The following is a 14,149-nucleotide window of genomic DNA, read 5'->3' on the forward strand; positions in this document are numbered from 1 at the left end:
TTATGCGCCCTGTATGACGGCGTTTCAGGGCTCGGGGTTCCACCAGCGGTACGGATGGCCCGGCCGCCCGGAAGAAAGCACCACATGGGTCTCACCAGCAAGAAAGTGCTGCTTCTTGCCGTCCTCGTTGCGGTGGCACTGTTCGTCCTCACCGTTTGGCTCTGGCCTCGCCTGGCCAAGGGGAACTGGCGGGCCGTCCTCGGCCGGGTCGGACTCCTGCTGGCGACCCAGCTTTCCCTTTTCGCCGTGATCGGCCTGTCCGCCAACAACTCGTTCGGGTTCTACGCGTCCTGGGCCGACCTCTTCGGCCAGGAGCAGGAGCCGGGTGTGGTCACCAATTATCAGACCGGGCCGAACGGCACCAAGCTGCAGATGCTGGGCACCGAGCGGGTCAGCGTCCGGAACGGGGCCCGCCCGGCGGTCGGCGGCCGCATCGACAAGGTGCTGATCCAGGGCGAACACTCCCGTATCGCCAGCCCCGCCTTTGTCTATCTGCCCCCGCAGTACTTCCAGAAGGAATACGCGCACAAGAAATTCCCGGCGGCGCTGGTGCTCACCGGCTATCCGGGCACCGCCCAGGCGCTCTACAAAAAGCTGCATTTCCCGCAGACCCAGCACGCGCTGCTCAAGAAACACAGGATGCAGCCGACCGTCCTGGTGATGATGCGTCCGACGGTCGCGCCGCCCCGCGACACCGAGTGCATGGACATACCGCGCGGCCCGCAGACCGAGACCTTTTTCACCAAGGACCTGCGGGCGGATATCGCCGGGCACTACCGAATAGGGCACGAGGCCAGGAGCTGGGGCGTCATCGGTGACTCCACCGGCGGCTACTGCGCGCTGAAGATGACCATGCGCCACCCCGACGCGTACTCCAGCGCCGTCGCCCTCTCCGGCGCCTACAAGGCCCCCCTCGACGCCACCACCGGCGACCTCTTCGGCGGCAACCCGCAGCTGCAGCGCGAGAACAACCTGCTGTGGCGTCAGCAGCACCTGCCGGCCCCCGAGGTGAACCTGCTGGTCACCAGCAGCAAACAGGGTGAGGGCAATTACCACCAGACCCTGCGGTTCATCCAGCAGACGAAGTCACCGAGCCGCGTCTCGTCGATCATCCTCGACAGCGGCGGCCACAACTTCAACACCTGGCGCCGCGAGATCCCGGCCGCCCTGGAGTGGCTGGGCAATCACCTCAAGGCCTGACGGGGCGGTACGCGTCCCGTAGTCCCGTACGGCCCTGCCCGCGGCCGGGTTCCTCAAGCAGCGTCTGAGGGCCCGGCCGTCGGCGTGACGGGGCGGAGCAGCAGGCTCCTCGCCTCAGCGGGCGAGTATCAGGCTCATCGCCTCGGCGCGCGTGGCGGCGTCGCGCAGCTGGCCGCGGACGGCCGACGTCGTCGTCTTGGCTCCCGGCTTGCGTACGCCGCGCATGGTCATGCACATGTGCTCGCACTCGATGACGACGATCACGCCGCGCGGCTCCAGGATCTCCATCAGCGAGTCCGCGATCTGCGTGGTCAGACGCTCCTGAACCTGCGGGCGCCGGGCGTAGACATCGACCAGCCGGGCCAGCTTGGACAGGCCGGTGATCTTGCCGTCGGCGGACGGGATGTAGCCGACATGCGCCACACCGACGAACGGCACCAGATGGTGCTCACAGCTCGATACCAGCTCGATGTCCTTGACCAGCACCATTTCGTCATGGCCGAGGTCGAACGTCGTGGTGAGCACGTCCTCCGGCTTCTGCCACAGCCCGGCGAAGATCTCCTTGTACGCCCGCGCCACCCGGGCCGGGGTCTCCAGCAGTCCCTCTCGGTCCGGGTCCTCGCCCACCGCGATGAGCAGCTCGCGGACGGCGTTCTCGGCGCGCTTCTCGTCGAATGCGCCGATCTTGCCGTCGACGTCCAGCGTCACAGGGTCGGTCATGTGGTGCCTCGTTCCTTCTGCGCCCGCTCGTAATCGCGGTGGAATAGCGGAATGCCGCGCCCCCCAGATTAAGCCTGGGGGGCGCGGCATTTATTCCGGGGCCGTGGGCCCGGGGATCAGCTCTCGGGGCGCTGCTCCTCGGGGGCCTCCGCCTTCTCCGTGGAAACGGTGGCGGTCGTGGTCACCGAGCCGTTGGCCGGGGCCAGCTCCCGCGGCGAGAGCACCGGCGGGCGGCTGGAGGGCGTACGGCGCGAGGAGCCGGTCCAGGCCGGGCGGGCCGGGCGCTTGACCACGTGCTTGAAGAGCTCGGCGATCTCCTCCTTGTTGAGGGTCTCCTTCTCCAGCAGCGTCAGCACCAGGTTGTCCAGCACATCGCGGTTCTCGACCAGGATCTCCCACGCCTCGTTGTGCGCGGTCTCGATGAGCCTCTTGACTTCCTCGTCGACCAGCGCGGCGACCTCTTCCGAGTAGTCGCGCTGGTGACCCATCTCACGGCCCAGGAAGGGCTCGGAGTTGTCGGTGCCGAACTTGATCGCGCCGAGCCGTTCGGTCATGCCGTACTGCGTGACCATCGCGCGGGCCGTTGCGGTGGCCTTCTCGATGTCGTTGGCGGCACCCGTGGTCGGGTCGTGGAAGACCAGCTCCTCGGCCGCGCGGCCGCCCAGCATGTACGCCAGCTGGTCCAGCATCTCGTTGCGGGTCGTGGAGTACTTGTCCTCGTCGGGCAGGACCATGGTGTAGCCCAGGGCCCGGCCACGGGACAGGATCGTGATCTTGTGCACCGGGTCGGAGTTCGGTGAGGCCGCCGCGACCAGGGCGTGTCCGCCCTCGTGGTACGCGGTGATCTTCTTCTCCTTCTCGGACATGATCCGGGTCCGCTTCTGCGGGCCGGCCACGACGCGGTCGATCGCCTCGTCCAGGAAGTGGTTGTTGATCAGCTTCTCGTCGCTGCGGGCCGTCAGCAGCGCGGCCTCGTTGAGGACGTTCGACAGATCGGCACCGGTGAAGCCGGGGGTGCGCTTGGCGACGGCCGAGAGGTCGACGTCCGGAGCGACCGGCTTGCCCTTCTGGTGGACCTTGAGGATTTCGAGGCGGCCCTGCAGGTCCGGGCGGTCGACGGCGATCTGCCGGTCGAAACGGCCGGGGCGCAGCAGCGCCGGGTCGAGGATGTCCGGACGGTTCGTGGCGGCGATCAGGATCACGCCGCCCTTGACGTCGAAGCCGTCCATCTCGACCAGGAGCTGGTTGAGGGTCTGCTCGCGCTCGTCGTGGCCACCGCCCAGGCCCGCACCACGGTGCCGGCCGACGGCGTCGATCTCGTCGACGAAGACGATCGCCGGGGCGTTCGTCTTGGCCTGCTCGAAGAGGTCACGGACACGGGAGGCACCGACACCGACGAACATCTCGACGAAGTCGGAGCCGGAGATCGAGTAGAACGGGACGCCCGCCTCGCCGGCGACGGCACGCGCCAGCAGCGTCTTGCCCGTTCCGGGCGGGCCGTACAGCAGCACACCCTTGGGGATCTTGGCGCCGACGGCCTGGAACTTCGCCGGCTCCTGCAGGAACTCCTTGATCTCGTGGAGCTCCTCGACCGCCTCGTCCGACCCCGCGACGTCCGAGAACGTCGTCTTGGGGGTGTCCTTGGTGATCAGCTTCGCCTTCGACTTCCCGAAGTTCATCACCCGGGAGCCGCCGCCCTGCATCTGGTTCATCAGGAACAGGAAGACGACCACGATGAGGACGAAGGGGAGCAGCGACAGCAGCACCGAGACGAAGGGGTTCTGCTTCGACGGGGAGACGGTGTACCCGTCCTTGATCTCGCCGGTCTGGTACTTGGCCTGCAGGTTCTTGGCCACGTCGACGCCCTGGTCGCCGATGTAGCTCGCCTGGAGCTTGTTGGAGCCGTCGATCTTGTAGGAGCCCGACAGCTCGACCTTGATCTTGTTCTCGTCACCGGTCGTCAGCTCGGCGGATTTCACCTTGTTGTCAGCGATCGCCTTGACGACCTGACCGGTGTCCACCGTCTTGTAGCCGCCGGACGAGCCGACGACCTGCATCAACACGACCACGGCGAGGACGGCCAGCACGATCCACATGACCGGCCCACGGAAGTATCGCTTCACGTCCATCCATACGGAGCCGCTGAGGCCCCGTCCCTCCTGCCACAGTGAGGCACAACGCCCTCGGGAGGGCTGGTCGTGCGTACGGTGTATTACTGGCCCGAAAAAGAACTGCCTTCGGACGGTACCCCAGCATTGTCACCCGGCGCCTGCGCCGAGGGTGAACACGAAGCCGGGGATTCCGCTCTCCCTGCTCCAACGGCGGGCGGCCCCGAAGGGTTCCCGCCGCCCCGCGGCAGCCGGGCCGGGCCCCGTCCGGCCACGCCGGCCGGACGGGCACGCGCAGCGCCGTCAGCCGCCGTAGACGTGCGGCGCGAGAGTACCGACGAACGGCAGATTGCGGTACTTCTCCGCGAAATCGAGGCCGTACCCCACCACGAACTCGTTGGGGATGTCGAAGCCGATCCACTTCACGTCGATGGCGACCTTGGCCGCGTCCGGCTTGCGCAGCAGCGTGCAGACCTCCAGCGAGGCCGGCTCGCGCGAGCCGAGGTTCGACAGCAGCCACGACAGCGTCAGGCCGGAGTCGATGATGTCCTCGACGATCAGGACGTGCTTGCCCTTGATGTCGGTGTCGAGGTCCTTGAGGATGCGGACCACACCGGAGGACTGGGTGCCCGCGCCGTACGACGACACGGCCATCCAGTCCATCGTGACGGGGGTGGACAGCGCGCGCGCCAGGTCCGCCATGACCATCACGGCGCCCTTGAGGACACCGACGATGAGCAGGTCCTTGCCCGCGTACTCCGCGTCGATCTTCGCGGCCAGCTCAGCCAGCTTCGCGTCGATCTCTTCCTTGCTGATGAGAACCGACTGAAGGTCGGAGCCCATGTCCTTGTCGTCCACCCGTGCCACTCTCGCTCTGTTCGGTGTTCGCGTCAGTCGTGAGACTTCGGATGCGGGGCAGCGTCTGCGGCTCAGCCCTGCCGGATCACCAGTCTGCCACCCTGCCGTCGCACACCCACTCGCCCGGGGAGGTTGATGGCCCCCTGCCCCCGCCAGGCCGTGATCAGCCGGTCCACTTCTTCGATGTGGCGGGCGAAGAGCGAACCGGCCGGTGCGCCGGCGGCGATGACGGCCCGGCGCAGCACCCGGCGGCGCACCGCGGGGGGCAGGACGAAGAGAGCGGCGATGTCGAGGGTGCCGGTGTCGTCGAGGACCGTGCCCTCCGCGTCGGCAGCCCAGGCGTCCAGGGCGTCGGCATCGTCACGGGAGAGCTGGGCGGTACGGGCCAGCGCCTCGACGACGCCCTTGCCGAGCGCCTTCTCCAGGGCGGGCAGGCCCTCGTGGCGCAGGCGTGAGCGGGTGTAGGCGGGGTCGGTGTTGTGCGGGTCGTCCCAGACGGGCAGCGACTGGATCAGGCAGGCCTTGCGGGCGGTCTGACGGTCCACGTCGAGGAAGGGCCGGCGGTAGCGGCCGTCCCTGCCGCTGGTCGCCGCCATACCGGAGAGCGAGCGGGTCCCGGAGCCGCGGGCGAGGCCGAGCAGCACCGTTTCCGCCTGGTCGTCGCGGGTGTGGCCGAGGAGGACCGCGGTGGCGCCGTGCCGCTCGGCGGTGGCGTCCAGGGCGGCGTAACGAGCGTCACGGGCGGCGGCTTCCGGTCCGCCCGCCCCGCGCCCGCCACCACCCCGGTACGCGGTGCCGTGCGCCACCCGGTTCGGCTGGTCCACATCGACGGCGACGACCTCGACGGGGTCCAGTCGCAGGCCCCGCAGCCGCAGGGCGACCTCGGCGGCGCGGAGGTCCGAGCCCTCCTGGAGGCCGTGGTCGATGGTGACGCCCCCGGCGCGGACCCCGAGCTTGGGGGCCTCGAAGGCGAGGGCGGAGGCGAGCGCCATCGAATCGGCGCCGCCGGAGCAGGCGACGAGCACGAGCGGGGGCTCGTGCCGGTCCTGCGCGCAGTGGTGGGTGAGGACGTCGTGGAGTACGCGGCGGACCGCCAGGCGTATCGCGGCGACCGCTGGATGGGGACCCATGTCCGTTTCCAATCGTTCAGCTGGGAGCCCGCCGGTGAGGGCATCTTCGTCACACAGAGTGCCTAGATGGTGACAGAGGCGAGCGGTTCCCCGAGCATTGCACGCCTATCCATCCGTAACGGTCCCTCAGACGGGTGATTGAAGGGGCGCGCTACTGCCACCCGGCGTGCCCAGCTCACGCCGTTCGATTACGGTGCCCCGTCCGCTTTGCGGTGCACCCGCGCGACCCAGTCCGCCGGTTTGGCGATCTCTTGTTTGGTCGGGAGGGTGTTCGGCGACGTCCAGACGCGGTTGAAGCCGTCCATCCCCACCTCCTCGACGACCGCGCTGACGAACCGCTCGCCGTCGCGGTACTGCCGCAGCTTGGCGTCCAGGCCGAGCAGCCTGCGCAGCGCCTGGTCCAGCCGCCCGGCGCCGCTGGCCCGGCGCTTCTGGAACTTCTCACGGATCTCGGCGACCGACGGCACGACATCGGGGCCCACGCCGTCCATCACGTAGTCCGCGTGGCCCTCCAGCAGGGACATCACCGCCGTCAGCCGGCCAAGGATCTCGCGCTGGGCGGGCGTCTGGACGAGATCGACGAGGGAGCGGCTGCTCTCCTCCTCGCCCTCCTCGCCCTCGGGCTTGGCGCCGGCCAGCGACTGGGCGGCCTCGCGCAGCCGCTCCAGGAGGGTGCCCGGGTCGATGTCCGTCTCCCCGAGGAACGCCTGGATCTCGCCCTCGATGTGGTCCCGCAGCCAGGGCACGGCGGTGAACTGGGTGCGGTGGGTCTCCTCGTGGAGGCACACCCACAGCCGGAAGTCGTGCGGTTCCACCTCCAGCTCGCGCTCCACGTGCACGATGTTGGGCGCGACGAGCAGCAGCCGTCCGCCCTGTGCCCCCGCCGGCAGGTCCCGGGAGGCCGGGGCGAAGGTCTCGTACTGGCCGAGGACCCGCGAGGCCAGGAACGACAGCAGCATGCCCAGCTCCACGCCGGTGACCTTGCCGCCCACCGCGCCGAGCACCGCGCCGCCGGGGAGCGCCGAGCGGCGGTCCTCCATCTTGGCCAGCAGCGGCTTGAGCACGGCCCGGAAACCGGCGACGTTCGCCTTGATCCAGCCGGGCCGGTCCACGACGAGGACCGGCGTGTCATGCGGCGCATCGCCCGTCGCGTCGGGCTGTGCCATCCGCGTGAAGGCCCGGACGTGCGCCTCGGAGGACTTGGCGTGCTTGCGCAGCTCGGCGACGATCGCGCGCGCCTCGTCCCGGCTCACCTCTGGTCCCGGCCGTACGAACCGGGTCGCGGTCGCGACCGCGAGGTTCCAGTCGACCATCTCGGTTCCACCGATGCTCGTCATGAGTTCACCGTACGTGGGCGCGTGGCGTCGGGGTAGCCGGTTCGCCGCGCTTTGCCTCGGCGCGCGTTTTCGGCTGTCCCGCCGTAGGGGCTTCTCGCCGTTTCGCCTGGCGGCGGGCCGGGTCCGCTGCGCGGGGCGGTGGGTGCGGTGACGGGCCTCCGGGGCCTGGTGTGTGGACTGCTTCGCTTTACGCTCCGCTGCGCTCCGCCTTTGCTCTTTCTCGGAGCCTTCGGAAGCAAAGCCCCACACACCAGGCCCCTCCGGCCCGTCCCCTCCCGTGGGGGAGAAAGTGAAGGCTGGTGGGGTCGGCGGTCCCGGGACTCAGCGGCAGCCGCAATTGGCCACCGCCGAGGCGAGTTTGTCGAGGGCGTTCTGGGCGCCTTGCGGGTCGGTGGTGCCGGTGGTCATGAAGGAGAAGACCAGGAGCCGGCCGTCGGCGTCGACGACGGTGCCGGCAAGGGTGTTCACGCCGGTGAGGGTGCCGGTCTTTGCGCGTACGGCGCCGGCGCCGGCGCTCTGGCCCCGGTAGCGGTCGCTGAGGGTGCCGGTGAAGGCGGCCACCGGGAGGCCGGTGAGGACGGGGCGCAGCGCGGGCCGGTCGGGCGACGAGGCCTGCAGCAGGAGGTGGGAGAGCAGGGCGGCGGTGACCTTGTCGTCGCGGTCCAGGCCGCTGCCGTCCTCGAAGACCGCGCCGGACAGGGGCAGGTGCTGCCGGGCGAGGGCGGTGCGGACGGCCTTTCCGGCGCCGGCGAAGCCGGGCGGCTGCCGCAGGGCGAGGGCGGTCTGGCGGGCCAGGGCCTCGGCGATGTCGTTGTCGCTGTAGGTGAGCATCCGCTCGACGAGCGCGGACAGCGGCAGCGAGCGGACGGTGGCGATCCGGTCGGGCTTCTCGGGGGCCTTGGCGTACGACGGGCCGCCGTCGACCGTGATGCCGCGCTCGTGCAGCAGTCCGGCGAAGGTGCGGGCCGCGTCGCGGGCCGGATCGGTGCTGCGGGGCGCGGTGCCGTGGTCGCTGTCGTCCAGGCGCCCCTCGTCGGTCATCAGGGCGGTGACGGGGGCGATGTTCTCGTTCGGGCCGATGGGGTGCAGGGCGGGGCCCGTGTACGCGCCGGTGTCGTAGCCGAGACCGACCTTGGTGAGGTGGCGCTTCTTGAGGGCGCGGGCGGTGGCGTCGGCGAGGGTGCGCAGATTCGCGGGCTGTTCCTCGGCGCCGTGTCGCGGGGCGCGGGCGGTGAGCGTGGGGTCGCCGCCGCCGACCAGGACGATGCGGTTCTTGCCGCCCATGACGACGGTGGTGTCGATGCGGTGGTCGGGTCCGAGCGCGGAGAGCGCGGCGACGGCGGTGGCGAGCTTGACGGTGGAGGCGGGGGTGGCGGCCGTGCCCTGGCCCTCGCCGAAGACCTCGCGGCCCGCGGCGACGTCCAGGACGGAGGCGGTACGCAGCGGGCCGAGCGCGGGGTCCTTCAGCAGCGGGGAGAGCGCGTCGGCCAGTCCCGCCTCGGTGGGCACGGGGGCCGCGCCGCGGCCCGCGGAGCCGGGCGCCGCGCCGCCGAGCGCGGGCAGGACGGGCGGGGCGCTGGGTGCCCGCCCGGGGTCGGCGGCGTGATGCTCACCACTGGCACCGTCCATGGAGCCCGCCTGTGCGCGCTCGGCCGTACGCTGACCCGAGTCCCACGGCCCCGCCGCTGCCACCGCGGCGAGCGCGACCGCCAGGCCGGTGGCTGCGGAGACCGCCGTCAGCCGCCAGGTTTGCCGGGTATGGCGCGGTGTGGCCTCCCACGCATGCCGCGCGGGCTCGGCCGTACGGCGCGCCGCGTCCGCCGCGCGCTGCGCCGCACGGACCGCCGCGCGCGTCGCCGCCCGCCCGGACCGCTGCGCCGACTGCCATCTGACCTGCCACTTTCCGGTCTCCGGCACCTCGGACCAGCCCCTTTCGCCACCACACACCTGCGTGGGGGACACTTAATCACCAGACGTATGTGTTGATCATGGAGGAGCCACCCGTGGAGTTCGACGTCACCATCGAGATCCCGAAGGGTTCGCGGAACAAGTACGAGGTGGACCACGAGACCGGTCGGATCCGCCTGGACCGTCGACTCTTCACCTCGACCAGCTACCCGGCCGACTACGGCTTCGTCGAGGACACCCTGGGCGAGGACGGCGACCCGCTGGACGCGCTGGTCATCCTGGACGAGCCGACCTTCCCCGGCTGCCTCATCAAGTGCCGCGCCATCGGCATGTTCCGGATGACGGACGAGGCCGGCGGCGACGACAAGCTGCTGTGCGTGCCGGCGTCCGACCCGCGGGTGGAGCACCTGCGGGACATCCACCACGTGTCGGAGTTCGACCGCCTGGAGATCCAGCACTTCTTCGAGGTCTACAAGGACCTGGAGCCCGGCAAGTCCGTCGAGGGCGCCAACTGGGTCGGCCGCACCGAGGCCGAGGCCGAGATCGAGGCCTCGTACAAGCGCCTCGAGGCGCAGGGCGGCAAGCACTGACACAGCCGTACGGTTCCGGCGCGCGGCGGGGTTTTCGTGACCGCGACGCGCCGGGGTCCGCGGACTGATTTTCTTACGCGAACGGGCGGCACCCGGTTGGGTTGCCGCCCGTCGTGCGTGTCGCGGGCAGTGCGCCGCCCGCCGGGGGTGCGCCGCCTGCCGGGGCGAGCCCGGCATGATCCAAACGACAGGCCCTAGAAGCCGCGGGTGCGCTTGGCGGCGCGGCGGCCGCCGGCCTCCTCGATGCCGGGCGCCCGCAGGAACAGCCGGGCGACCTCGGCGCCGAGGTTGACCCCCACCGCGATGGCCAGCGCCAGCGAGGCGGCCTGGACCAGCGACGTCAGGCCCTGCGGCAGATGCCCCTGGGCGAAGTTGAGCAGGCCGAAGTACGTGGCGCTACCGGGCAGCAGCGGGCCGATGGCCGCGGTGACGTACGGCAGCGCGGACGCATAGCGGTAGCGGGAGAGCAACTGGCCGAACAGGCCGACCAGTCCGGCCGCGATCGCGGTGGCGGGCACGGCGTTTATCCCGGCGACGTAGGTGAGCGCGCCGTACACGACCCAGGCGACGCCGCCGTTCAGGGTCGCAAACGCCACGGTGTGACGTTCCTGCTGGAGCAGCACACAGAACGCCAGCGCCAGCAGCATGGCCGCCACGGTCTGCACCACCGGCACGTTGTACTCCCCCAGCGACTGCTCGGGGTTGAGCCGCCGCAGGCCGGGATTCAGCTGAAGGCCGATGTAGAGCACGCTGAGCACGCCGACGACGATGCCGACGATGAGGTAGCCGACCTCCAGCAGCCGGGCGGCGGCTGTGATGTAGTAGCCGGTCAGTCCGTCGTGGACACCGGCGACCAGCGCCCGCCCCGGGATCAGTGCGAACAGACCACCGGTGATCACCGCGGAGGCCTGCACATCGGCGTGCGCCAGAGCGAAGGCGACACCCACCGCGGCGGGCGGCATCGCGGCGACCACGAACTGGTAGAACTCCGGCAGTCCGCGCCCGGACGCGAGCCAGGCCAGCCGGTCACCGAGCATCGAGCCCACCGCGGCCGCGACGAACACCAGCATCGTGCCGCCGACCAGCATGGAGGCGGCACCGGACAGCAGCCCGGAGGCCACCGTCAGCGCCCAGCTCGGGTAGGGGTGGCGGTTACGGCGGATCTCGGCGAGGCCGCGGTAGGCCTCTTCGAGGGTGATGCCCTCGGAGGTGATCTCGTCGACGAGCCGGAAGACCGCGGACAGCCGGTTGTAGTCGACGCCGCGGCGACGCACCGTCCGGCTCGCCGTGACCGGGTCGTCGACCAGCGACGGCTGGTACGAGATCGACAGCAGGGTGAAGGTGACCGTCGGCTCGACGCGCTCCAGCCCGTAGGCGTGCGCCACACCGAACATCGCGGCCTCGACGTCCTCGGCGCCCTCGCCGCCGGCCAGCAGGATCTCCCCGATACGCAGCGTCAGGTCGAGTACGCGGGGTACGGCCGGGCCGGTCTCGTCGTCGGCCCGCTCGACGCGTTCGGGGACCGGCCGCTCCCCCACCGGCATCCGCAGCATCGTGCGCATCCGGTCCTGCCAGGGCGCCTCCTTGGTGAGGCGGACGGCGGGGATGCCGTGCGGCGGGGTGAAGGCGTAGCTGAGGGCGGTGGAGCCGGCGGGCATCGGGGTCTGGCCGGTGGTGCCGCTGGGCGGCGAGAACGCCGAGCCCTCCTGCTCTGCGGGAGCCTCCGGGCGCAGGCCGGAGGGCAGCGCGAACTCGGAGGTGGGGTGCTCGTCCTCGGGCAGCGGCGGATACGGCACGCCCAGCGGCGGGGTGAAGGCGCTGTGCACCTCGTCCGGCTGGGGCTTGCGCTCCTCGGAATCTGCCGGGTCCGGGCCGCCGCCGCTGCTGCTGCCACTTCCGCTCGCGCCGCGCTGGCCGCGTTGTGGGTCCGACGCCACGGTTCTTCGCTCTCCTCGTAAGCCTCCTGACGGATACGAAGGACACGATGCCTGATGGGGGTGGACGGCGCGTGCGCGGGGGCGACGTTTCGGCTACCGGTCCGGTGCGCGGGGCCGTGGGGTAAGGCGACGGGCGGTGGCCGGTGGTCAGCGCTTGGCGTGGCGGCCGCGGCGGGTGTCCTGGGCGGGGCCGTGGGCGCGGTCCGCCGGGTGGGGCGGGGCGGGCTGCTCGTTCTTGGCCTTGCCGCGGGCGCGGAGGTACTCGATGGCGATCGGTACGACGGAGACCAGCACGATCGCGACCAGGATCAGCTCGATGTGCTGGTGGACGAACGCGATGTTCCCCAGCGAGGCGCCGAGCAGCGTGACACCGGCGCCCCACAGGGCGCCGCCGATCAGGTTGAAGGTGATGAAGGAGCGGTAGTTCATCCGGCTCACACCGGCGATGATCGGCGTGAAGGTCCGCACGATCGGTACGAAGCGCGCCAGGATCAGCGACTTGGGGCCGTGCTTCTCGAAGAACGCATGCGCTTTCTCGACGTTCTCCTGCTTGAAGAGGCGGGAGTCGGGGCGCTTGAAGAGCGAGGGGCCGACCTTGCGGCCGAAAAGATAGCCCGCCTGGTCACCGAGGACGGCGGCCAGCACCACCAGGGAACACACCAGCCACAGCGGCCGGTCCAGCTTGTTCGTCGTCACCAGCAGTCCGGTGGTGAACAGCAGCGAGTCGCCCGGCAGGAAGAAGCCGATCAGCAGGCCGGACTCCGCGAAGACGATGACCAGGACGCCGGCCAGGCCGAAGGTCGCGATCAGATAGTCCGGGTCCAGCCACTGAGGGCCGAGCGCGAGAGTATTCACGAGGTGAAGGCTCCTGGGTCGAGGGCGCCGGATCGTGCGGTGCGACGAGCGAAGCGACGAGGGTGCAGGCGCGTGTGCGGCCCAAAACTATCAACGCCACACGGCCTCCCTTGGTTCCAGGCGGGCCCCGGGGGCCCACCCGAGCGCCCCCGACCGCTGGCCGCGCCCGACGGACCGGGTGATGCTGGCCGCAAGGAGGTGCGCGCCATGGGTATCGAGGAGTACGGCGGCGGGCAGCATGCGCAGTCCGATGTGCTGGTGGTCACGACCAACGACGTCCCGGGGTTTCACGTGGAACGTGTCATCGGCGAGGTCTTCGGCCTGACCGTGCGCTCGCGCCACCTCGGCAGCCAGATCGGCGCGGGCCTGAAGTCGATGATCGGCGGCGAGCTGCGGGGCCTGACCAAGACCCTGGTCGAGACCCGTAACCAGGCGATGGAACGGCTGGTGGAGCAGGCCCGCTCGCGCGGTGCGAATGCGGTGCTGATGTTCCGCTTCGATGTCACGGAAGCCGCGGACGTGGGCACCGAGGTGTGCGCCTACGGGACGGCTGTGGTGCTCTCCCCGCAGGGCTGAGCGCCGGGCCGGGGTGTGCGGCGGGTGGCGCACCGCCCCCGAAGCACACGGCGGAAGCGACCCCTACGGGCCGGGGCGCGCTCCCGGCCCGTACGGATCACAGGTGGCGGACGGCGTTGGCCAGCATCGCGTCCCGCATGTAGACGGCGAGGCCGGGCCTGATGGCCTCGTAGGTGGCGGTGAACCGCTCGTCCGCGACATACATCTCGCCGAGTCCGCTGTGGCCCTCGTGGGTGCAGTCGTAGTACGCACCGCAGATGAACCGCCGGTGCTCCTCCGCGACATCCATGGCCGCCTCGGAATCCGCCGGCACGTCCCGCGCGAGCAGGTCCGCCATCGTGCGGTGCAGGGCGTCGAACTCGGCGGTCAGGCGCTGCCAGTCGTCCTTGGTGTACGCGGCCGTCCTGCGCTGCGCCTCCTGGTAGGCGTCCGTGCCGCCCCAGCGCTCCTCGGCCTCCGCGGCGTGGTCATCGGGGTCGAAGCCCCCGAAGACCTCGAACTTCTCCTCCGGTGTGAGCCGTACCTTCATCCTGCGTGCCTCCATCGCGTGTTCGACGGCCGCGGCCATCTCCTGGAGTCTGGCGATCCGCCCGGTCAGCAGGCCGTGCTGGCGCCGCAGATGGTCCTGCGGATCCGTGTGCGGGTCGTCCAGGAGGGCCGCGACCTCGTCGAGCGGAAAGCCGAGCTCCCGGTAGAACAGGATCTGCTGCAGCCGGTCCAGATCGTCCTCGCCGTAGCGCCGGTGACCTGCATGGTTGCGTGCGCCGGGCAGCAGCAGCCCGATCTCGTCGTAGTGGTGCAAGGTGCGCACCGTCACTCCGGCGAAGGCGGCGGCCTGCCCTACCGAATAGCTCACTTCCGCTCCCCTCTCGCTTCGCGCTCCACGATGTGTCCTCACGTCGCGTGAGGCGCAAGTCCGCATCATGAAAA

General features: G+C 70.5%; 12 protein-coding genes. 3 read left to right on the forward strand and 9 right to left on the reverse strand.

The features are described 5' to 3' along the window. Positions 1-84 precede the first annotated feature (84 nt). Positions 85-1,200 (forward strand): alpha/beta hydrolase-fold protein, encoded by a 1,116-nt coding sequence (locus ABZ851_RS00155; protein WP_336054351.1) that lies wholly within the window; start codon positions 85-87, stop codon positions 1,198-1,200. 114 nt (positions 1,201-1,314) lie between these two features. Here ABZ851_RS00155 and folE read toward each other — a convergent pair whose 3' ends face one another. The 6 genes from folE to dacB all read right to left on the reverse strand — a co-directional run bounded on the left by folE (position 1,315) and on the right by dacB (position 9,270). Further along, positions 1,315-1,920 (reverse strand): GTP cyclohydrolase I FolE, encoded by a 606-nt coding sequence (folE, locus tag ABZ851_RS00160; RefSeq protein WP_361119927.1) that lies wholly within the window; start codon positions 1,918-1,920, stop codon positions 1,315-1,317. 116 nt (positions 1,921-2,036) lie between these two features. Beyond that, on the reverse strand, positions 2,037-4,049 hold the full coding sequence (ftsH, locus tag ABZ851_RS00165; RefSeq protein WP_088799190.1) for an ATP-dependent zinc metalloprotease FtsH: 2,013 nt from the start codon (positions 4,047-4,049) through the stop codon (positions 2,037-2,039). Between the two features lie 282 nt (positions 4,050-4,331). Then, on the reverse strand, positions 4,332-4,871 hold the full coding sequence (gene hpt / locus ABZ851_RS00170; protein ID WP_030077134.1) for a hypoxanthine phosphoribosyltransferase: 540 nt from the start codon (positions 4,869-4,871) through the stop codon (positions 4,332-4,334). 86 nt (positions 4,872-4,957) lie between these two features. Then, a complete protein-coding gene (tilS, locus tag ABZ851_RS00175) occupies positions 4,958-6,016 on the reverse strand; it encodes a tRNA lysidine(34) synthetase TilS (protein ID WP_361119930.1) in 1,059 nt (352 codons plus the stop codon). A gap of 188 nt (positions 6,017-6,204) precedes the next feature. Next, the gene (locus tag ABZ851_RS00180) at positions 6,205-7,353 is read right to left on the reverse strand and encodes a zinc-dependent metalloprotease (protein ID WP_361119933.1); all 1,149 of its coding nucleotides are present in this window, start codon (positions 7,351-7,353) and stop codon (positions 6,205-6,207) included. Positions 7,354-7,674: 321 nt separating this feature from the next. Continuing rightward, entirely contained in the window at positions 7,675-9,270 is a 1,596-nt protein-coding gene (dacB, locus tag ABZ851_RS00185) for a D-alanyl-D-alanine carboxypeptidase/D-alanyl-D-alanine-endopeptidase (protein ID WP_361119936.1), read from the reverse strand. 86 nt (positions 9,271-9,356) lie between these two features. On the opposite strand from dacB, the gene ABZ851_RS00190 reads away from it, so the two are divergent. After that, positions 9,357-9,851, forward strand: a complete 495-nt coding sequence (locus ABZ851_RS00190; protein ID WP_088799186.1) for an inorganic diphosphatase — start codon at positions 9,357-9,359, stop codon at positions 9,849-9,851. A gap of 194 nt (positions 9,852-10,045) precedes the next feature. On the opposite strand, the gene ABZ851_RS00195 is transcribed toward ABZ851_RS00190, so the two are convergent. Together ABZ851_RS00195 and ABZ851_RS00200 are read right to left on the reverse strand one after the other, a co-directional pair. After that, positions 10,046-11,788 carry a threonine/serine exporter family protein gene (locus tag ABZ851_RS00195; protein WP_361119938.1) on the reverse strand — a complete coding sequence of 581 codons (1,743 nt, stop codon included), beginning with the start codon at positions 11,786-11,788 and terminating at the stop codon, positions 10,046-10,048. Positions 11,789-11,935: 147 nt separating this feature from the next. Further along, positions 11,936-12,643, reverse strand: coding sequence for a VTT domain-containing protein (locus ABZ851_RS00200; RefSeq protein WP_336054755.1), 708 nt, complete (start codon positions 12,641-12,643; stop codon positions 11,936-11,938). Positions 12,644-12,850: 207 nt separating this feature from the next. Here ABZ851_RS00200 and ABZ851_RS00205 point away from each other — a divergent pair, with 207 nt between their 5' ends. Then, positions 12,851-13,219, forward strand: a complete 369-nt coding sequence (locus ABZ851_RS00205; protein WP_088799183.1) for a YbjQ family protein — start codon at positions 12,851-12,853, stop codon at positions 13,217-13,219. Between the two features lie 97 nt (positions 13,220-13,316). Here ABZ851_RS00205 and ABZ851_RS00210 read toward each other — a convergent pair whose 3' ends face one another. Continuing rightward, the gene (locus ABZ851_RS00210) at positions 13,317-14,075 is read right to left on the reverse strand and encodes a MerR family transcriptional regulator (RefSeq protein WP_361119941.1); all 759 of its coding nucleotides are present in this window, start codon (positions 14,073-14,075) and stop codon (positions 13,317-13,319) included. Positions 14,076-14,149: the final 74 nt, after the last annotated feature.

Source organism: Streptomyces sp. NPDC047049, from assembly GCF_040643995.1.
GTDB classification, from domain to species: Bacteria; Actinomycetota; Actinomycetes; order Streptomycetales; family Streptomycetaceae; genus Streptomyces; species Streptomyces mooreae.